At 71.6% G+C, this 18750-nt stretch carries 16 protein-coding genes; 9 read left to right on the top strand and 7 right to left on the bottom strand.

From position 1 onward, the window contains the following. Positions 1-81 precede the first annotated feature (81 nt). Both F9278_RS04780 and F9278_RS04775 read right to left on the bottom strand, forming a co-directional pair. Positions 82-1371 (bottom strand): SWF or SNF family helicase, encoded by a 1290-nt coding sequence (locus F9278_RS04780; protein ID WP_152167145.1) that lies wholly within the window; start codon positions 1369-1371, stop codon positions 82-84. Beyond that, positions 1368-4214: a DEAD/DEAH box helicase gene (locus F9278_RS04775; protein WP_404818857.1), complete on the bottom strand. Its 2847-nt coding sequence runs from the start codon at positions 4212-4214 to the stop codon at positions 1368-1370. Before F9278_RS04775 ends, F9278_RS04780 begins: the two co-directional genes overlap by 4 nt. Positions 4215-4459: 245 nt before the next feature. Here F9278_RS04775 and F9278_RS04770 point away from each other — a divergent pair, with 245 nt between their 5' ends. Beyond that, a complete protein-coding gene (locus tag F9278_RS04770; RefSeq protein ID WP_037705135.1) occupies positions 4460-4648 on the top strand; it encodes a hypothetical protein in 189 nt (62 codons plus the stop codon). 57 nt (positions 4649-4705) lie between these two features. On the opposite strand, the gene F9278_RS04765 is transcribed toward F9278_RS04770, so the two are convergent. Beyond that, positions 4706-5569, bottom strand: coding sequence for a hypothetical protein (locus tag F9278_RS04765; protein ID WP_152167143.1), 864 nt, complete (start codon positions 5567-5569; stop codon positions 4706-4708). A gap of 374 nt (positions 5570-5943) precedes the next feature. On the opposite strand from F9278_RS04765, the gene F9278_RS04760 reads away from it, so the two are divergent. Continuing rightward, positions 5944-7140 (top strand): IS110 family RNA-guided transposase, encoded by a 1197-nt coding sequence (locus F9278_RS04760; protein WP_152167142.1) that lies wholly within the window; start codon positions 5944-5946, stop codon positions 7138-7140. Positions 7141-7148: 8 nt separating this feature from the next. Here the strand turns inward: F9278_RS04760 and F9278_RS04755 are convergent, their stop codons facing one another. Beyond that, the gene (locus F9278_RS04755; RefSeq protein WP_152167141.1) at positions 7149-7445 is read right to left on the bottom strand and encodes a hypothetical protein; all 297 of its coding nucleotides are present in this window, start codon (positions 7443-7445) and stop codon (positions 7149-7151) included. 156 nt (positions 7446-7601) lie between these two features. Then, complete coding sequence (locus F9278_RS04750; protein WP_193241366.1) at positions 7602-8210, bottom strand: class I SAM-dependent methyltransferase; 609 nt, start codon at positions 8208-8210, stop codon at positions 7602-7604. Positions 8211-8353: 143 nt separating this feature from the next. Between F9278_RS04750 and F9278_RS04745 the strand changes: the two genes are divergently transcribed. The 7 genes from F9278_RS04745 (at position 8354) to F9278_RS04715 (ending at position 15321) form a co-directional block, all read left to right on the top strand. Next, on the top strand, positions 8354-9130 hold the full coding sequence (locus F9278_RS04745; RefSeq protein WP_152167139.1) for an MHYT domain-containing protein: 777 nt from the start codon (positions 8354-8356) through the stop codon (positions 9128-9130). Between the two features lie 87 nt (positions 9131-9217). Next, positions 9218-11758, top strand: coding sequence for a sensor histidine kinase (locus F9278_RS04740; RefSeq protein WP_152167138.1), 2541 nt, complete (start codon positions 9218-9220; stop codon positions 11756-11758). Continuing rightward, complete coding sequence (locus F9278_RS04735) at positions 11755-12192, top strand: roadblock/LC7 domain-containing protein (protein WP_152167137.1); 438 nt, start codon at positions 11755-11757, stop codon at positions 12190-12192. Before F9278_RS04740 ends, F9278_RS04735 begins: the two co-directional genes overlap by 4 nt. A 20-nt stretch (positions 12193-12212) precedes the next feature. Further along, on the top strand, positions 12213-12710 hold the full coding sequence (locus tag F9278_RS04730) for a DUF742 domain-containing protein (protein WP_226966635.1): 498 nt from the start codon (positions 12213-12215) through the stop codon (positions 12708-12710). A 189-nt stretch (positions 12711-12899) separates the two neighbouring features. Then, on the top strand, positions 12900-13505 hold the full coding sequence (locus F9278_RS04725) for a GTP-binding protein (protein WP_152167136.1): 606 nt from the start codon (positions 12900-12902) through the stop codon (positions 13503-13505). Positions 13506-13729: 224 nt separating this feature from the next. Continuing rightward, positions 13730-14143, top strand: coding sequence for a roadblock/LC7 domain-containing protein (locus F9278_RS04720; RefSeq protein WP_152167135.1), 414 nt, complete (start codon positions 13730-13732; stop codon positions 14141-14143). A gap of 146 nt (positions 14144-14289) precedes the next feature. After that, entirely contained in the window at positions 14290-15321 is a 1032-nt protein-coding gene (locus tag F9278_RS04715) for a DUF6397 family protein (protein WP_152167134.1), read from the top strand. A gap of 8 nt (positions 15322-15329) precedes the next feature. On the opposite strand, the gene F9278_RS04710 is transcribed toward F9278_RS04715, so the two are convergent. After that, positions 15330-16205: an acyl-CoA thioesterase gene (locus F9278_RS04710; protein ID WP_152167133.1), complete on the bottom strand. Its 876-nt coding sequence runs from the start codon at positions 16203-16205 to the stop codon at positions 15330-15332. Between the two features lie 19 nt (positions 16206-16224). Then, positions 16225-18738, bottom strand: a complete 2514-nt coding sequence (locus F9278_RS04705; RefSeq protein ID WP_152167132.1) for a DEAD/DEAH box helicase — start codon at positions 18736-18738, stop codon at positions 16225-16227. Positions 18739-18750: the final 12 nt, after the last annotated feature.

The raw sequence follows: 18750 nt of genomic DNA, 5'->3' as shown, positions 1-18750 counted from the left end.
CTACCGCCCGCCCAGGGACCGGCCCGCTTCCGCACGCCCAGGACCGGTCCCCTTCGGGCCTCAGGCCTCAGGCCTCAGGCCTCAGGCATCGGCCTCGGCGCCGACCGAGGCCAGGACCGTGACCGGGTCGTGGGCCGCCGGGCCAGCGGGCGCCCAGCGGCCACGCTCCTTGCGGTAGGGCCACCAGCGGCCGTCCCGCCCCAGCCGCAGCTGGGCCGAGCCGCCGACCACCGTCCAACGGTTGTGCGCGAACCGCAGGGCGGGCCGTTCGCCCTCGTCCCAGGCCGTCTCCAGAGCGGCCCGCGCGCGAGCGAGCGCCTCCGCCTGTACGGGCCATTCCTCGTCGAGTACGGCGAGAGCGGTCACCCCGCCGTACCGCCAGGCGCGTACGGCGAGCGCCAGCCCTTCCCGGCCGCGCTCGGAACCCCGCCCCAGCCGCGCTCCGACCCCCGGCTCCGGATCACCCGAGGCCAACCGCACCGCGTCCTGATCGAGCGTCAACTCGTCGTCCAGCGGCTGCCTCTCGTGCCCCGGGCGGAGTGCCTCGGCCAACAGCCGATGGGCCTCCCGGGCCGTCTGTGCCGCCAGGAACTCGAGTGCGGTCGGGTCCACCCCGGGCGCGGGCGGGGCCTCGGTGTCCAGGGAGGGCGGCAGACCGGGCTCCGATGGCGGCCGGGGCGACTCGGGGAGCGGCGGAAGGATGTCGCCCGCCGCGAACGCCTCCACGGCGTCCAGGCCCTCCTGACGGCCGTCCTGGACGCCTTCCGGCGTCGCCTCCGCCTCCGCCACGGGCGCGACGCTGCGGTCCTGGAGCTCGTCCAGGAGCGCGCGCTCGGCGCGGCCCCGCATCAGCAGCAGCACGAAGGGGTCCTCGTCCAGGAGCCGGGCCACCTGGTAGCAGAGGGCCGCGGTGTGTCCGCAGTGGTCCCAGGCACCACAGTCGCAGCGTGCCTCCAGATCACCGAGACCGGGCAGCAGTTCGACTCCATGGGCCGCCGCGTCCTCGACCAGATGCGGCGGCATCTCGCGGTCGAGCAGGGCGGCGACGTGCCCGGCCCGCTCGGCCGCCATGTCCAGGAAACGGTCCCAGCGGTCCGAGGGCAGTTCCTGGAGCAGCACATCGGCACGGTGGGCGGTGCCGTCGCGGTCCTGCACCACGGCGGTGACGCGCCCGGGGCGCACCGACACCGCGCCCACCGCTCCCGCGCGCGCGAGCCTGCGCCCCACCTTCACCTGAGCCCCGTCCAACGCCGCGTCCTCCAGCGCCCTCAGCCAGGCCAGGCCCCACCACGTCCCCGCGAAACCCCGCCCGTGCGCGGGCGTCGACGCCGCGAACGTACGTTCCTCGTCAGCTCCCGTGCGATCCGTCATCGTGCGTCCCCTCGCAGCTCCACCAGGTCGGCCAGATCGGCGTCGGACAACTCCGTGAGCGCCGTGTCGCCGGCACCCAGCACCGCGTCGGCCAGCTCCCGTTTGCGCAGCAGCATGTCCGCGATGCGGTCCTCGATCGTTCCCTCCGCGATCAGCCGGTGCACCTGCACCGGGCGGGTCTGGCCGATGCGGTACGCCCGGTCCGTGGCCTGAGCCTCGACGGCCGGGTTCCACCAGCGGTCGTAGTGCACGACATGCTCGGCACGGGTCAGGTTCAGCCCTGTGCCGGCCGCCTTCAACGACAGCAGGAAGACGGGGACCTCGCCCTCCTGGAAGCGTTCGACCATCGCCTCGCGCTCGGGGACCGGTGTCCCGCCGTGCAGGAACCGTGTGGGCACGCCGCGTGCCGCCAGATGACGTTCCAGCAGGCGTGCCATCCGGACGTACTGCGTGAACACGAGGACGCTCGCCCCCTCGGAGAGGACGGTGTCCAGCAGTTCGTCCAGCAGCTCCAACTTCCCGGATCTGCCCGGGATCCGGGGCCGTTCCTCCTTGAGGAACTGGGCGGGGTGGTTGCAGATCTGCTTGAGCCCGGTCAGAAGCTTCACGATCAGACCGCGTCGCTCCATGCCGTCGGCGGCGGCGATCTCCGCCATGGTCTCGCGGACCAACGCCTCGTACAGCCCGACCTGTTCCCTGGTGAGCGACACGGCGTGATCGGTCTCGGTCTTCGGCGGGAGCTCCGGCGCGATCCCCGGGTCCGACTTGCGGCGGCGCAGCAGGAACGGTCGTACGAGACGCGACAGCCGCTCCGCGGCGGCGGGATCCCTGCTGCCCTCGACGGCCTGTGCGTACCGGGCGCGGAAGGTGCCGAGCCCGCCGAGGAGACCCGGAGTGGTCCAGTCGAGGATCGCCCACAGCTCGGACAGGTTGTTCTCCACCGGAGTGCCGGTGAGCGCCACGCGCGCGCGTGCCCCGATCGTGCGGAGTTCCTTCGCCGTGGCCGAGTAGGGGTTCTTCACGTGCTGCGCCTCGTCCGCCACGACCATGCCCCAGGGCACGTCGCCGAGCCTCGGCGCGTCGAGCCGCATCGTGCCGTACGTGGTGAGGACGAACTCCCCGTCGGCGAGCCCGGCCAGGCCGCGCCGGGACCCGTGGAAGCGGCGCACCGGCACACCCGGCGCGAACCTCTCGATCTCGCGCTGCCAGTTGCCCATCAGTGAGGCCGGACAGACCACGAGGGTGGGGCCCGCGGACGAGGCGTCCGCCTGCCGGTGCAGATGCAGGGCGATCAGGGTGATCGTCTTGCCGAGGCCCATGTCGTCGGCGAGGCAGCCGCCGAGCCCCAGGGACGTCATCCGGGCCAGCCAGCCGAGGCCACGCAGCTGATAGTCCCGCAGGGTCGCGGCGAGCCCGGCCGGCTGCCCGACCGGCTCCTGCGCCTCGGGGTCCGACAGCCGCTCCCGCAGCGTCGCCAGCCACCCCGTCGGCCGGACCTCGACCGTCCGGCCGTCGACCTCCGTCGAGCCCGTCAGAGCGGCACTGAGCGCGTCGACCGGCGACACCTTGCGGTCTTGCTGCGCACGCGCGTGGCGGATCTCCTCCGGATCCACCAGGACCCACTGGTCGCGCAGCCGCACCATGGGACGGTTCGCCTCCGCCAGCTGGTCCAGCTCCTGCCGGGTGAGCCGCTGGTCGCCCAGGGCGAACCACCAGTCGAAGGCGAGCAACGCGTCCGAGGAGAGGTACGACGGGGTGTCCGACGCGGCCTTGACGGGTCCCTGTTCGGCGTCGGGTGGGCCGATCACCGCGCGGGCGGTCAACTTGCGCGCCAGTTCCTTGGGCCAGTGCACGTCGACGCCGGCCGAGGCCAGCAGCCGGGCACCCTCACCGAGCAGCTCGGTGACCTCCTCGTCCGCGAGTTCCACGACGTCCGGCACGGCTGCCGAGAGCAGCGGGGCGAGCGGGGCCCAGGCGCGTGCCGCGCGGCGCAGCGCCAGCAGGGCGTCCATCCGCGCGCGCGGGCCGAACGCCTCGGCGCCGGCCCACACGGCGGAGGCGTCCGCGACGAGCGCCGGGTCGCTCACACTGTGCACCTGCGGGACGGCACGGAACGGCAGCCGAGTCCCGTCCCCTTCGCCGGCACGAACCGAGGCCAGCCCGGGGATCTCGACCCGCAGCGAGACGCGGACGCCCACGTCGTGACCGGCGGCGACATCGGCGGCCCAGGCGCGCTGCTCGGGCACGTACTGGGGGTCCCGCGCGGCGAAGGCCGGACCGCCGGCCGCGACGCCCGCGGCGGGGGAGCGGGGCAGTGAGTCGATGACGGCGTCGAGGAAGTCGCGCAGCAGCCGCTCCGGATCGGGCAGCCGCAACGGCTCGCCTTGGTCCACGGGCACGGCGTGTGCCTCGGGCGGCATCGCGGCGGCGAGGGCCCTGACCCGGTCCAGGTCCTCCGCCCGCAGCGGGCCCGCCCGCCAGGCGTCGTGGCCGCTTGCGGTCACGCCGGGCAACAGCAGGCCGCGCGCGGCGAACTGGAGTGCCAGTACGGAGGCCGCACCCCAGAAGACGGCCGACCGGTGGGCGCCCGTGGCGGTACGCGCGCGCGTGAGCACCGGAAGAGCGGCGCGCACCGGCAGCGAGACAGCGGGCACCGCCACCTGTTCGACGCCCTCGCCGCCGGGCAGGACGACCGTCAGCTCCTCGGGGGAGCCGTGCTCGACCAGGGGCGGCGCCGAGCCGTCCTCCCGCCAGAAGGCGACACGACCGGCGCGGGCGGGGTCAGCGGCCAGGAAGACGGCACTGCAGTGGGCCGGCTCGGAGACTTCGTACGGTGGCGGCACAGGGATGCTGAACTCCTCAAATTTGACTACCGTAGCCAGAATTGCCGGGGTTACCTCACTTCAAACCTCCGAAAGGCGTGCAATGGGGTGACGTAGGTCACTTTTCCCGCCGGGTGGCAGGGGCATCTCAGGGTTGTACGGGGGTTCGACTCAGGGACGTGTCAGGGTCGTGATCCGGAACCGCGGGGAGCCCGCTCCCGTTTTCAGGACAGAGAGCGGCACTTGCCGCGAAGGAGGCGACGGAGATGTCGAAGAGCACGAAGATCGTCGCGGGGGGTGCGGCAATCGGGATCGTCCTGCTGATCCTGTTGCCGTTCCCCTTCTGGGCCAATCTCCTGATAGTCCTGGGGATCCCCACGGCCGCGTACCTCGCGCTGGACCCCTCGCAGCGCCGCAGGCTGCGCCGGGTCGGACGCAAGGAGCTCGGCCGCTGAGCCGCCACCGGCCCGCGGGTGCGGGCCGGTGCGGTACCCGAGGTTCGGAGCCGGGACTCAGTTCGGGCGTACGGCGATCTTGTCGAGGGACTCCAGGAGGCCGGGAAGTTCCGGCCCCCGGCCCACCGGCAGCACCTCGCCGGGTTCCTCGTCGAGAAGGACGAACGCGATGTCGTCGGTCCTGGCCACCATCGACCAGCCAGGGCCGTCGGCACGCAGGGTCCGGGCGTCGCCCGGCGCGAACGACGAGCGGACCCGCCCCAGGGGCGGCGGGGAGTCCACATACGCCCGTGCCTCCGCGAGCACGCGGCGGATACCCGTACGCGGGGTGCCCTCGCCCTTCCCGGAGTCTGCTCCCCGCCCGGCCTCCGCGGTGTCACCGGTCGCCGTCCGGTTCGGGCCGTCCTGACCGGCGAAGGCGGCGTCGTCGATCTGCTCCCGCCACATCGACCACTGCAGCGCGATCTCGTCGGCGCCCAGACGCCGCTGCGCGGGACCCCAGGTGTTGGTGTCCGGCGGGCTCAGCGGAGGCAGATCCGAGACCTCCGGATCGGGGTCGTGCGGGGCGGGCACACCCGGCGCCGCCACGGCGACCGCGAGGGGCCAGCCGGGCAGCGCGGCCACGACCGAGTCCTCGTCCGGCGACAGGTCGTACTCCATGCCGCAGTCCCACGACGCGATGGCCACGGCGACCAGCGACACGTCGTCGACCGCCACCGTCCACCGGGCGCCCTCGCCGTCCTGGCCCAGGACGATTCCGTACCCGTCGGCGAGCGGCGCGAGCCCGAGGGCCGCGCAGGCCTCCGGATAGTCGTCGCCCAGCACACTGGGGAAGTTCGCGGGCGTGAGCAGTACCGCCGTCAGCACGTACAGCGCGTCGTCGTCCCCGGCGGTGACGGCATCGTCGTCCGTCCCGGCCATGCCGGCCTCCCATCGCTCTCGCTCGTCCGTCGGCGCACCCTAATGCGCCCGGCGTGCCCTTGTCACGAGCGTGAACGCCGTGCGGAGCCGCGGGTGTACGGGTGGACAGGGCGAATCGACCGGAGACCCTCACTCGTTCAGGCGGCTCTACCGTCTTGATCAGGTTGATCGAGCCATTCGTAGGGTTGGGTCGCCCAGGGGTGCTGGGTGTGGCTATCAGGCGGCTGCCGTCTCGTGGCTCTGCTCGCTTCGCCGCCCGGCACCCCACGACGACTCGGCCGCCGATTAGGAAGTGCGAACAAGTCGCTGAGTAGAGCAATGCCGGCGAGGTCGTCCGTGGTACGAACAGCACGAACACAGACGTCAGGAGCGCGATGAGCCGGATATGGGCGGGGATCGACAGCGGCAAGGGCCACCATCACGGCCTCGTGGTGGATGCCGACGGCAAGACGCTGCTTTCGCGGCGGGTCGCCAACGACGAGCCCGAGCTGCTGAAGCTGATCGGTGACGTCCTCGACCTGGCCGACGGCCGCCAGGTCACCTGGGCCATCGACATGACCGGCGGGGAACCCGCGCTGCTGCTGGCCCTGCTGATCAACCACGGCCAGGAAGTCCGTTATATGCCCGGTCGGCTGGTGAACAGGGCCTCCGACGGCTACCGGGGCGAGGGCAAGACCGATGCCCGCGACGCCTACGTGATCGCCGACCAGGCCAGGATGCGACGTGACCTGCGGCCCGTCCGCCCCGGCGACGAAGCCGCCATCGAGTTGAAGCTGCTGACCGGACGCCGGGCCGACCTGGTCGAGGACCGCACCCGCGCGGTGAACCGCCTGCGCGGCACCCTGCTGAGCATGTTCCCCGCCCTGGAGCGGGCCCTGGAGGTCACCAACACCGGGCCCCTCAGGCTGCTGACGGGCTGTCAGACACCGGCCGCGATCCGCCGCGCCGGGATTTCGCGGCTGACCACCTGGCTGGCCAACCGCAAGGTCCGAGGCGCGAGATCCCTGGCCGAGGCCGCGGTCGAGGCCGCCGAGCGGCAGCACACCGCTGTCCCCGGGGAGAAGACCATCGCGAAGCTGGTCCACACCCTGGCCGAGGAGGTGATGGCCCTCAACCAGCAGGTTTCCGAGATGGACACGCTCATCGAGGGCCGGTTTCGCGAGCACGAACTCGCCGACATCCTCCTGAGCGTCCCCGGCATCGGCACGGTGCTCGGCGCGGAGTTCCTCGCCGCTGTCGGCGGCGGCCTGGAGGAATTCGACTCGCCGGATGCTCTGGCGGCCTTCGCCGGCGTCGCCCCCGCGCCTCGCGATTCGGGCAAGGTCAGCGGCAACCTCCACCGGCCGATGAACTACCACCGACGACTCCAGCGGGTGTTCTACACCTCCGCGCTGGTCAGCGTCCGCTGCGACCCGAACTCGCGGAAGTTCTACGACCGCAAACGCGCGGAGGGCAAGAAGCACGTCCAGGCCGTGCTCGCCCTCGCCCGCCGACGCGTCAACGTTCTGTGGGCCCTGATCCGTGAGCGACGGTGCTATCAAGTCGCACCTCCAGTGACAACGGCTGCTTGACAACAGCATTAGGAAGCGGGCAGCCCCAGAAGTGACCGTGCGACCGTCTGCGGCGACTCGTCCCGCTCCCGTGCGAGCGCGATGACCGCCCGACACGCCAGCTCGCTGACCCCGAAGGACAGGGCCTCGGGCGACACCCAGGTCACCGTCTCGTCGATCTGCTCCTGGTCGTCCTCGGCGCAGGCCGAGATGTAGGCCGCCGCCGCCTCGAACAGGTTGTGTGTGCGCTTGGCCTCCTGGGCGGTGGGCTCCGTGCGCAACGAGTCGAGAAATCTGCCGATGGACTTGCGAACGCTTCCGAACATATGGGCTACCTACCCCCGTGTCGGTATCACAGCTCGTCCCACTCCACTCAACGTAGAGAGGGAGTCGCGGACACAGAAGGGGGAGGGCGGGGTGAAGCACGGCGAACGGCACATTCAGGACTGGGCGCGGAACGACCCCCGGCCCGGCACCGGGGATCAGTCGACGCGCACGGCGAGCGCGAGGAAACGGGCGGCCTCGTCGGCGTACGACGTCATGCGCCAGCCCGCACCGGCCAGCAGCGGACCGAGGTTCGCCTCGGCGCGCAGGTCCTCCGGGGTGATCCGCCGCCCCTGGCGCGCGGCGAGTGCCGCCCGGCCGATGGGGTGGAAGAGCGCCAGCGTGCCGCCCGGCCGGACCACTCGCGCCAGCTCCCGCAGATTCTCGGTGGGGTTCGGCAGATGCGCGACCAGTCCCGCCGCGAACACCGCGTCCAAGGACTCCGTGCGCAGCGGCAGCACAGCCACGTCGGTGAGTAGCAACTGCCCGTCACCGCCCCGTCCCGCCCGTACGGCAGCCTCCAGCATCGCGGCGGTCAGGTCGGCCCCGAGCACCACCCCGGAAGGCCCCACGGCGGCCCGCAGCGGCGTCAGGGCCCGTCCCGTGCCGCACCCCGCGTCGAGCACCCGGTCGCCCGCGCCCAGGCCGAGTTCGGCGACCGCGGCGGCGTAGGCGGGCCCGTCGTCGGGGAACCGGGCGTCCCAGCGCGCGGCCCGTGCCGTGAAGAACTCCTGGACGTGTGTGTGGTCGTCGCTCATGCTCCGCATGATCCCTCACCGGAACGACGGACCGACTGACGCGCACGTTCGGACGGCAGGCGATCGTTCCAGTGCATATACGCGCCACATTCCAGCACCTTTCGAAATGCGCCCCCTTTGTGCTCCTGTGCTCCCACTAGCGTCCCGGAGCCATGGGACACCTGGACCACGCCACCTTCGGCTGGCTGACCCCCGCACTGTCGTACGTCATGGCCTCCATCGGCGCCGCGCTCGGACTGCGCTGCACGGTCCGCGCGCTCGCCGTCACCGGCAGGTCCCGCCGCAACTGGCTCTTCACCGCGGCGTCCGCGATCGGCACCGGCATCTGGACCATGCACTTCGTGGCGATGCTCGGCTTCGGCGTCAGCGGCACCGAGATCCGCTACGACGTGCCGCTGACCATCCTGAGCCTCCTCGTCGCCATGACCGTGGTCTGCGCCGGGGTCTTCGCCGTCGGCCGCAGCCCGGACCGCGTACGCGCGCTGCTGCTGGGCGGGCTCACCACCGGCCTGGGCGTCGCGAGCATGCACTACCTGGGCATGGCGGCCGTACGACTGCACGGCGACGTCACCTACGACCCGGCACTCGTCACGCTCTCCGTGGTGATCGCCGTGGTCGCGGCGACCGCGGCCCTCTGGGCGGCGCTCAACATCAGGTCGCCTGTCGCGGTCACCGTCGCGTCTCTGGTCATGGGCGGGGCGGTGAGCAGCATGCACTACACCGGGATGTGGGCGGTGCGGGTGGAGGTCACACCGTCCGGGGCGGTACTGCCCGGGGCCACGGCGATGCAGTTCATCTTCCCCCTCGCCGTCGGCCTCGGATCCTACCTCTTCCTCACCTCGGCGTTCGTCGCACTGTCGCCGACGGCCGGGGAACGCGAGGCCTCCGCGTCTGCCCAGCGGCCGGTCGAGAACGCCGCCGCCCACTAGCCGCCCGGCGCCCTTCGAGGTTCGTCCATCAGCCGCGCGCGGCGGCCTTCGCGGCCCGCCCTCCGCACCACTTTGATCGAGGAGGCCATGCGTACACCCCGCAGGACCCCGACAACCGGCGCCGAGACGCCGCCCCAGCCCGCGATACGGGGCCGCCGCGCCCACGCGGGACCCCCGGCCGACGAACGCCTCGACCCCGACGGGACCGGCGCCCCGACGCCGGGGCCGCCCACGCGCGCGGGGAGCCGACACATACGCCCCCGCACCGTCCGGGCCAAGATCGTCTGCCTGCTGATGGTGCCCGTCGTCTCCCTCCTCGCGCTGTGGGCGTACGCCACCGTCACCACCGCCCAGGACTTCGCCCGCATCCGCCAGGCGCAGCACGTCGACGCCTCCGTACGCGGCCCGGTCGCCGCCGCCGTCGAAGCGCTCCAGGCCGAACGCGTGGCCGCCGTACGGCACGCCACCGCGCCCTCCGCGGAACGCGAGAGCGCGCTGCGGAGGCTGTCGCAGCGCACCGACCGGGCGGTCGACGCACTGCGCCTCGGCGACCGGCACACCATCGCCGACGGCGCCGACCTGCCCCCGGCGGTGGCCGCACGCCTCGCCGGTTTCGTGACCGGAGCAGAACAACTGCGGGGGCAACGGACGTCGGTGCTCGACCGTCGCAGCGACTGGACCGAGACGTACGAGCGGTACACCACGACCATCGCCACGGCCTTCGGCGTGGGCGGCGCGCTCACCGGCATCCAGGACGCCGGCCCCGGCTCCGACGCGCGCGTGCTGCTGGAGTTCTCCCGCGCGGCAGAGGCCCTGGCCCAGGAGGACACGCTCCTGGCCGGCGCCCGCCTGGCAGGCACCCTCGACCGGGAGCGGTTGCGCCTCCTCACCGGCGCCGTCGACACCCGCCGCACCCTGACCGAAGCCGCCGGCGCGGATCTGCGCGGCTCCGAACAGGCCGCCTGGCAGGCACTCGCGGAGGGGGACGCCTACGGCGACCTGCGGGCCGTCGAGGACGAGGTGCTCGCCGACCACCCGGGGGCCCACGCGCTCCGTACCGCTCCCGAAGCGGCCTGGACGTCGGCCCACGCGCGCGTGCGGGACGGCATGCGCGGCATCGAGGCCGGCGCGGCACACGAAGCAGCCGACCGGGCCGACCCGTTCACCCGCGCCCTGCTCACCCCGGCGGGCGCCGCGGTGCTCCTCGGCCTCGCCGCCGTCGCCGCCTCGCTCGTCATCTCCGTACGCATCGGACGTGGCCTGGTCGTCGAGCTGGTGAGCCTGCGCAACGGCGCACTGGAGATCGCCCGCCGCAAACTGCCGCACGCCATGCGGCGACTGCGCGCCGGGGAGGAGATCGACGTCGACACCGAGGCCCCGCCCGGACCATCCGCCGAGGACGAGACCGGTCAGGTCGCCGAAGCCCTCGCCACCGTGCACCGGGCGGCCCTCCGCGCGGCGGTCGAGCGCGCCGAGCTCGCCGGCGGCATCTCCGGTGTCTTCGTCAACCTCGCGCGCCGCAGCCAGGTCCTCGTGCACCGCCAGCTGAGCCTGCTCGACAGCATGGAACGCCGCTCCGACGACCCCGACGAACTCAGCGACCTCTTCCGCCTAGACCACCTCACCACCCGGATGCGCCGCCACGCGGAGAGCCTGATCATCCTCTCCGGAGCCGCTCCGGGGCGTGCCTGGCGCATGCCCGTCTCCCTGACGAACGTGGTCCGCGCGGCCGTCTCCGAGATCGAGGACTACGCGCGCGTGGAGGTACGACAACTCCCCGAGGCGAGGATCGTCGGCACGGCGGTCGCCGACCTTACCCACCTTCTGGCGGAACTCGTGGAGAACGCGGCCCAGTTCTCGCCGCCCCACACGCGCGTGCGGATCACCGGCGAACCGGTCGGCAACGGATACGTCGTGGAGGTCGAGGACCGAGGGCTCGGCATGGGCAAGGAGACCCTCACCGAGGCAAACCGCCGCATCGAACAGTCCGAGGCGCTCGACCTGTTCGACAGCGACCGGCTCGGCCTGTTCGTGGTGAGCCGCCTCTCCGCCCGCCACGGCATCAAGGTCCATCTGCGGACCTCGCCCTACGGCGGCACCACCGCGGTGGTCCTCCTCCCCACCGCCCTGCTGCACAGCGGCGTGCCGGAACGTTCCCCCCGGGCCACGGCCGAAGCCCGGCCACGACCCGAGGAACGCGAATACGCGCGCGTGGCCGCCGCCCCGCACCAGGAACCCGTGGAACAGTCCGCGGACCGGCGGGCCCTCATGGCCCCCGTCGCCTCCACCGGGCGCGGGAAGGGTGCGGCGGACGGCCCGCCCGAACCACCCACCGGCCTCACCACGCTGCGGCCCCACCGCCACCAGCCCGAACCGGAACGCACCGACGAACTGCCGCGCCGCGTACGCCAGGCGCACCTCGCCCCTCAACTGCGAGAACAGCACACCGGGCAACCCGAGCCGGCCACGACCCCCCGGGCGGACGACGAACGCACCCCGGAACTCGTACGGGACCGCATGGCGGCCTACCGCGACGGCTGGGCCCGAGGCGGCGGCAGGGCACCCGGCAAAGGCGTCACCCCCGGCCCCGCGACGGGCAGCGACAGCAGCGAAGGAGACCCCGCATGATCCAGGACCCGAGCACCAGGGCCACCGAACGGTCCGGTGAACTCGACTGGCTGCTAGACGACTTGGTACTGCGCGTGCACGAGGTACGGCACGCCGTGGTGCTGTCCAACGACGGACTCGCGGTCGGCGCCTCCGCCGACCTCAAGCGCGAGGACGCCGAACACCTCGCCGCCGTCGCCTCCGGCTTCCACAGCCTCGCCAAGGGCACGGGCCGCCACTTCGGCGCCGGCGGTGTACGTCAGACCATGGTGGAGATGGACGACGGATTCCTCTTCGTCGCCGCCGCCGGAGACGGCTCCTGCCTCGCCGTCCTCACCTCCGTCACGGCCGACATCGGCCTGGTGGCCTACGAGATGGCACGCCTGGTCAAACGCGTCGGAGAGCACCTCTTCACACCGACCCGCGCCGGCGGGCGCCCGCCCGCGGCCGGATGAACCGGGGACGGGCCGTGCTCATGACCGAGGGCAGCACAGGAGCTTCGTACGAGCCGCCGGAACGCGAGGCGGACAGGGGGACGGACAGCGGGCTGGAACGCGGGACGGAAGGCGACACCGGCGCTTCGCACGAGCCCCCGGGCAGCCGGTGGTACGACAACGAGGCCGGGCCGCTCGTCCGCCCCTACGCCATGACGGGCGGGCGCACCAGACCCGGCCCGAGCGGCGTCCGCTTCGACCTGATCGCACTGGTCTCCCTGGACCCCGGCGCGCCCGGGGCCGACGACGACACCTCGCTCGGCCCGGAACATCGCGCGCTCGTCGAACTGTGCCGCACCGAGACCCAGTCGGTCGCCGAACTCGCCGCGGGCGCCGACCTGCCCGTCGGAGTGGTGCGGGTGCTCCTCGGCGACCTCCTGGAGCTGGGCCGCGTCACCGTCAGCCGCCCCGTACCACCCGCGAGACTGCCGGACGAACGGATCCTGCGCGAGGTGATCGAAGGACTGAGGGCGCTGTAGATGAACACGGACATGGGGTCGCCCCGTATCGACTTGTGCATCCAACCCGGCACCAAATGTACGCAAAGCAGTCAGCGACATGAAAAACCGGTCCAACGCCACACGGACGAGTGGCAGTTGCCATGATGCTGACTTCTCACCAGCCGAACCGACGTCGACCGCGGCCGACACTCCCGAGAGAAGTGATCGATGGTCTCCGAGCACTCCGATGAGACAGAAGGCGACACGGGCGCCCTGGCATTGAAGATCCTCGTCGCCGGTGGATTCGGCGTGGGCAAGACCACGCTGGTCGGCGCGGTCAGCGAGATCAGGCCGCTGCGCACCGAGGAACTCCTGAGCGAGGTGGGCCAGTCCGTGGACGACACCGACGGGGTCGACCAGAAGGTCACCACCACCGTCGCCATGGACTTCGGACGCATCACCATCAGGTCCGGACTCTCGCTCTACCTGTTCGGCACCCCGGGCCAGGACCGGTTCTGGTTCCTCTGGGACGAACTGGCGCAAGGGGCGTTAGGCGCCGTCGTCCTCGCCGACACGAGGCGACTGCAGGACTGCTTCCCGGCCGTCGACTACTTCGAGCACCGCCACATCCCGTTCGTGGTCGCCGTCAACTGCTTCTCGGGGGCCCGCGCCTACGGCGTCCCCGACGTCTCCCGCGCCCTCGACCTCGACCCCGGCACCCCCGTGGTCCTCTGCGACGCCAGGGACCGCGACTCCGGGAAGGAAGTGCTGATACGGCTCGTCGAGTACGCCGGACGGATGCACACCGCCCGACTGCTCGACTCCGTGGGCTGAACAGGCGTCAACATGCCCTTCCCTGGCCGGTTTCCGTCCCTTGACACCGGTGTTTCGGGTGGGGAAGCACCCGTTGTCGCCGTTCGCGAAGAAGGCCCGCCATTCCTTGTCGGTCATCTTCCCTGCCATGTCCCCATCCTGCTTGCTCCCGGGGCGGCAGTGGGGAAGGCTGAATCGTCGGATCCTCCTTGCCAGGGAGAACGACACAACGGGGAGAACGAGCGATGGCTCAGAACGCGGGACTCGGTTGGCTGCTGGACGATCTGACCGAACGCGTGGAACCCATACGGCACGCGTTGGTGCTGTCCAACGACGGACTCGTCACCGCGGCGAGCACCGGTCTGCGGCGCGAGGACTCCGAACACCTCGCCGCGGTCTCCTCGGGACTGCACAGCCTCGCCAAGGGCTCGGGCCGCCACTTCGGGGCCGGCGACGTACGGCAGACGATGATCGAGTTCGACGACGCGGTGCTGTTCGTCATCGCCGCCGGACCGGGCAGTTGTCTGTGTGTGCTCAGCGCCGCGGAGGCGGACATCGGTCAGATCGCCTACGAGATGACGCTGCTGGTGAACCGCGTCGGCGAACACCTCCGGGTGGACGCCCGCCAGCCCGAACGCTCGGCTGCGATGGACCGCTGACCTGCGGTTTCCCTGATCGCGGGCAGAGTTATCCACAGGCCCGCCACGACTTCCGGCGAACGGGCTACGGTTTTTCCCGAGGTGAGCGCGCATCCGGCGCGAGCACCGCAGCACCGCAGCACAGCGGCACAACGGGGAGAACCACCATGTCCGGCAACACGATCACGCATTCCGCGACGCACGGTACGACCACCGAGCCCCGCACACCCACCACGCCGAGCGGCGTCCCGGCGACCGCCGGGACGACCGGCCGCACACTCGCACTGAGCCGCGCAGCCCGTGAACTGGGCCTGAAACGGAGCGAACTCGACCTCGCCGTACTCCTGGGCTGTCTGCGGACGGTCGTCGACTACGGAGGCGGAGACCGTCGGGTCGCCCGAGCGGAGATCGACCGGCTCCGCGCCGAGAAGGGCTTCCCGGAGACACTGCGGGAACGCGTCGACGCCGTGGGCTCCGCCGATGGCGCCGAGATCCTCGGCGTACCGGTCTCCCGCTTCATGCGGCTCGCACGGTTGGGGGTGGTCTCTCCGGTCAAGTTCTACCTCAACCGCTACCGGGCCGTGGTCTGGCTCTATCTGGCGGCCGAACTGAAGGAGTTCGCGGCCGACGAGCGGAACGCCCCCTGGCTGACCGGCCGAACCCCGGAAGACCTCAGGCGTCGGCTGGACGCCGGGCTCGACCTGCGCCCCCGGAACTGGCGCGGACGCCGCCTCGGATTCCTGCTCCGACAGGCCGACGACCCCTGGAAGCGCGCTGCCGCTCCGGCCTCCCTGCTCGATCCGACCCAGGTCGCGGAGATCGTCCAGGACCCCTACGAGCGCGCCCACCTGCACCACCACCGGCCCATGCCGGCCGACCACGGCCCACCCGACTCTCCCGCCGCGCGGATCACCGCGCGGATCATGACGGCGGACGACCCCGACGAGATCGCATGGCTGCGGACGAACCTCCGGCAGTCCCTCGCCGAGGCCCGCGCCCACCGACTCGCCCCGAGGCCCCGGCGGAAACCACCCGCATCCACAGCCGCCGGCCGGCCCGGGACACCCGCCGTGGCGGCGCGACCGGCGCCGAACACACCCCGGGGCGGGCGGCGGCCCGGGAAGCGGCGGCCGACGGCGGGCACGGCACCCGAGGGGCGACGCGGCCTGCTGGGCTGGCTCCGGCGCGGAAACCCCTGACCCGCAGGTCAGGCGCCGAGCTTGCGGAAGAGCCCCTCCTGCACGACCGACACGAGCAGACGCCCCTCCAGGTCGTGGATACGGCCCCGGGCCAGTCCGCGACCGCCCACCGCGATCGGGGACTCCTGGTCGTACAGGAACCACTCGTCCGCGCGGAACGGCCGGTGGAACCACATGGCGTGGTCCAGCGACGCCATGTCGAAGCCACGCGGACCCCACAGGGGCTCGACCGGGATACGGACGGCGTCCAGCAGGGTCATGTCGCTGGCGTACGTCAGCGCGCACGTGTGCACGAGCGGGTCGTCCCCCAGAGGGCCCACGGCCCGCATCCACACCGCGCTGCGCGGCTCGGCGTTCTCGACCTCCTCGGGGGTCCAGCGCAGCCGGTCGACATACCGGATGTCGAAGGGCTGACGCCGGGCCATGCGCTCCAACTGCTCGGGGAGCGTGCCCAGATGCTCGGTGATCTCCTGCGTCACCGTCGGCAGCGACTCGGGGTCCGGCACCTTCCGGGCCGGCGGCAGCTGGTGCGCGAAGCTCCCCTCTTCAGGCTTGTGAAAGGAGGCGGTCAGATTGAAGATCGTGCGGCCCTGCTGCACGGCGGTGACCCGGCGCGTGGTGAACGACCGCCCGTCGCGGACCCGTTCGACCTGGTACACGATCGGCACCCCCGGGCGCCCAGGGCGCAGGAAGTACGCGTGCAGCGAGTGCACCGGCCGGTCACCCTCCGTGGTGCGCCCGGCGGCCACCAGCGCCTGCCCGGCGACCTGGCCGCCGAAGACCCGCTGCAGGGACTCCTGCGGGCTGCGACCGCGGAAGATGTTGACCTCGATCTGCTCCAGGTCGAGCAGGTCCACGAGCCGCTCGGCGGGGTTGGTCGTCATGTGCTGGCCTCTCCTGTGCTCACAGCTGACCGACGTCGGTGACCTTGACGACGGCGCGACCCTCGGCGTCGGAGGCCGCGAGGTCGATCTCCGCGCTGATGCCCCAGTCATGATCGCCGTTCGGATCGGCGAAGGCCTGCCGGACGCGCCACAGCCCGTTCTCCGGCTCCTCCTCGATCATCAACAGCCGGGGGCCACGGGCGTCGGGGCCCGTGCCGAGGTCCTCGTACTCGTCCCAGTACCTGTCCATCGCCTCGCCCCACCGCTCGGCGTCCCAGCCGGACTCGGCGTCCATCTCACCCAGCTCGCCCACCTGGTCCAGAGCGGCGAGTTCGACCCGGCGGAACAGGGCGTTGCGGACCAGGACCCGGAAGGCGCGCGCGTTTGCGGTGACCGGCTTGACCTGGTCGGCCCTCTCCTGGGCCTCCTCTGCCGTCATCTCCTCGGGGTTGGCCAGCTGTTCCCACTCGTCGAGGAGACTGGAGTCGACCTGGCGCACCATCTCGCCGAGCCAGGCGATCAGATCCTCCAGGTCGTCCGACTTCAGGTCGTCGGGGACGGTGTGATCGAGGGCCTTGTAGGCGCCGGCCAGGTAGCGCAGCACGATGCCCTCGGTGCGGGCCAGCTCGTAGTACGAGGTCAACTCGGTGAACGACATGGCCCGTTCGTACATGTCCCGGATCACCGACTTCGGCGACAGCGGATGGTCGCCGACCCACGGATGGCTCTTGCGGTACGTGTTGTACGCGTGGAAGAGCAGCTCCTCCAGCGGCTTGGGGTAGCTCACGTCCTGGAGCCGCTCCATGCGCTCCTCGTACTCGACCCCGTCCGCCTTCATCGCGGCCACGGCCTCACCGCGCGCCTTGTTCTGCTGGGCGGCGAGGATCTGCCGCGGATCGTCCAGCGTCGACTCGACGACGGAGACCATGTCGAGGGCGTACGACGGGGACTCCGGGTCCAGCAGTTCGAACGCGGCCAGCGCGAAGGTGGACAGCGGCTGGTTGAGGGCGAAGTCCTGCTGGAGGTCGACCGTCAGCCGGACGATGCGGCCCTCGGCGTCCGGCTCGTCCAGCTTCTCGACGATGCCGCCGTCGAGGAGCGAACGGTAGATCGCGATCGCACGGCGGATGTGCCGCAGCTGCTGTTTGCGCGGTTCGTGGTTGTCCTCCAGCAGATGCCGCATCGCCTCGAAGGCGTTGCCCGGCCGGGCGATCACCGACAGCAGCATCGTGTGGGTGACCCGGAAACGGGAGGTCAGCGGTTCCGGGTCGGAGGCGATGAGCTTCTCGAAGGTGTTGTCGGTCCAGCCGACGAACCCCTCGGGCGCCTTCTTGCGGACCACCTTGCGGCGCTTCTTCGGGTCGTCGCCGGCCTTGGCGAGCGCCTTCTCGTTCTCGATGACATGCTCGGGCGCCTGCCCCACCACGTAGCCCGCCGTGTCGAAACCGGCCCGCCCGGCGCGCCCCGCGATCTGGTGGAACTCACGGGCCCGCAGCGTGCGCACCCGGTTGCCGTCGTACTTGGTGAGGGCGGTGAACAGCACGGTGCGAATGGGGACGTTGACACCCACGCCGAGCGTGTCCGTACCGCAGATGACCTTCAGCAGACCCGCCTGGGCCAGCTTCTCCACCAGCCGCCGGTACTTGGGCAGCATGCCGGCGTGGTGCACACCGATGCCGTGGCGCACGTAACGGGAGAGGTTGCGGCCGAACTTGGTGGTGAAGCGGAAGTTGCCGATCAGCTCGGCGATCTGGTCCTTCTCCTCCCGTGTGCACATGTTGATGCTCATCAGCGCCTGGGCCCGCTCCACGGCCTGCGCCTGTGTGAAGTGCACGATGTACACGGGAGCCTGTTTGGTGGCGAGCAGTTCGGTGAGGGTCTCCGTGAGCGGGGTCAGCACGTACTCGTAGGAGAGCGGCACCGGGCGGGTCGCCGAGCGGACCACCGAAGTGGGGCGGCCGGTGCGGCGCGTGAGGTCCTGCTCGAACATCGAGACGTCGCCGAGCGTCGCCGACATCAGGATGAACTGGGCCTGCGGCAGCTCCAGGATCGGGATCTGCCAGGCCCAGCCCCGGTCGGCCTCCGCGTAGAAGTGGAACTCGTCCATCACGACCTGGCCGACGTCGGCGTGCTTGCCGTCGCGCAGCGCGATGGAGGCCAGTACCTCGGCGGTGCAGCAGATAATGGGGGCGTCGGAGTTCACCGAGGCGTCGCCGGTGAGCATGCCGACGTTCTCGGTGCCGAAGATCTTGCACAGCTCGAAGAACTTCTCCGAGACCAGCGCCTTGATCGGGGCCGTGTAGAAGGTGACCTCGTCGCGGGCGAGGGCCGCGAAGTGGGCGCCCGCCGCGATCATGCTCTTGCCGGAGCCGGTGGGCGTCGACACGATCACGTTCGCGCCGGAGACCACCTCGATGAGCGCCTCCTCCTGGTGGGGGTAGAGGGTGAGACCGCGTTCCTGGGCCCACGACTCGAAGGCTTCGTAGAGGGCGTCGGGGTCGGCGGTCCGCGGCAGCTGATCGATGAGGGTCACGCCCCCATCTTG

Origin of the sequence: Streptomyces phaeolivaceus (assembly GCF_009184865.1) — a bacterium.
GTDB lineage: Bacteria > Actinomycetota > Actinomycetes > Streptomycetales > Streptomycetaceae > Streptomyces > Streptomyces phaeolivaceus.
This window is presented reverse-complemented; position numbering and strand designations above follow the sequence as displayed.

Excerpts from the sequence above, each read along its gene's own strand:
- F9278_RS04715 (WP_152167134.1), top strand. The coding sequence starts at position 14,290 with ATGTCCGGCAACACGATCACGCATTCCGCGACGCACGGTACGACCACC.
- F9278_RS04720 (WP_152167135.1), top strand. The coding sequence starts at position 13,730 with ATGGCTCAGAACGCGGGACTCGGTTGGCTGCTGGACGATCTGACCGAA.
- F9278_RS04735 (WP_152167137.1), top strand. The coding sequence starts at position 11,755 with ATGATCCAGGACCCGAGCACCAGGGCCACCGAACGGTCCGGTGAACTC.
- F9278_RS04760 (WP_152167142.1), top strand. The coding sequence starts at position 5,944 with ATGAGCCGGATATGGGCGGGGATCGACAGCGGCAAGGGCCACCATCAC.
- F9278_RS04710 (WP_152167133.1), bottom strand. The coding sequence starts at position 16,205 with ATGACGACCAACCCCGCCGAGCGGCTCGTGGACCTGCTCGACCTGGAG.
- F9278_RS04755 (WP_152167141.1), bottom strand. The coding sequence starts at position 7,445 with ATGTTCGGAAGCGTTCGCAAGTCCATCGGCAGATTTCTCGACTCGTTG.
- F9278_RS04780 (WP_152167145.1), bottom strand. The coding sequence starts at position 1,371 with ATGACGGATCGCACGGGAGCTGACGAGGAACGTACGTTCGCGGCGTCG.
- F9278_RS04750 (WP_193241366.1), bottom strand. The coding sequence starts at position 8,210 with ATGCGGAGCATGAGCGACGACCACACACACGTCCAGGAGTTCTTCACG.
- F9278_RS04730 (WP_226966635.1), top strand. The coding sequence starts at position 12,213 with ATGACCGAGGGCAGCACAGGAGCTTCGTACGAGCCGCCGGAACGCGAG.
- F9278_RS04770 (WP_037705135.1), top strand. The coding sequence starts at position 4,460 with ATGTCGAAGAGCACGAAGATCGTCGCGGGGGGTGCGGCAATCGGGATC.
- F9278_RS04745 (WP_152167139.1), top strand. The coding sequence starts at position 8,354 with ATGGGACACCTGGACCACGCCACCTTCGGCTGGCTGACCCCCGCACTG.
- F9278_RS04725 (WP_152167136.1), top strand. The coding sequence starts at position 12,900 with ATGGTCTCCGAGCACTCCGATGAGACAGAAGGCGACACGGGCGCCCTG.
- F9278_RS04765 (WP_152167143.1), bottom strand. The coding sequence starts at position 5,569 with ATGGCCGGGACGGACGACGATGCCGTCACCGCCGGGGACGACGACGCG.
- F9278_RS04740 (WP_152167138.1), top strand. The coding sequence starts at position 9,218 with ATGCGTACACCCCGCAGGACCCCGACAACCGGCGCCGAGACGCCGCCC.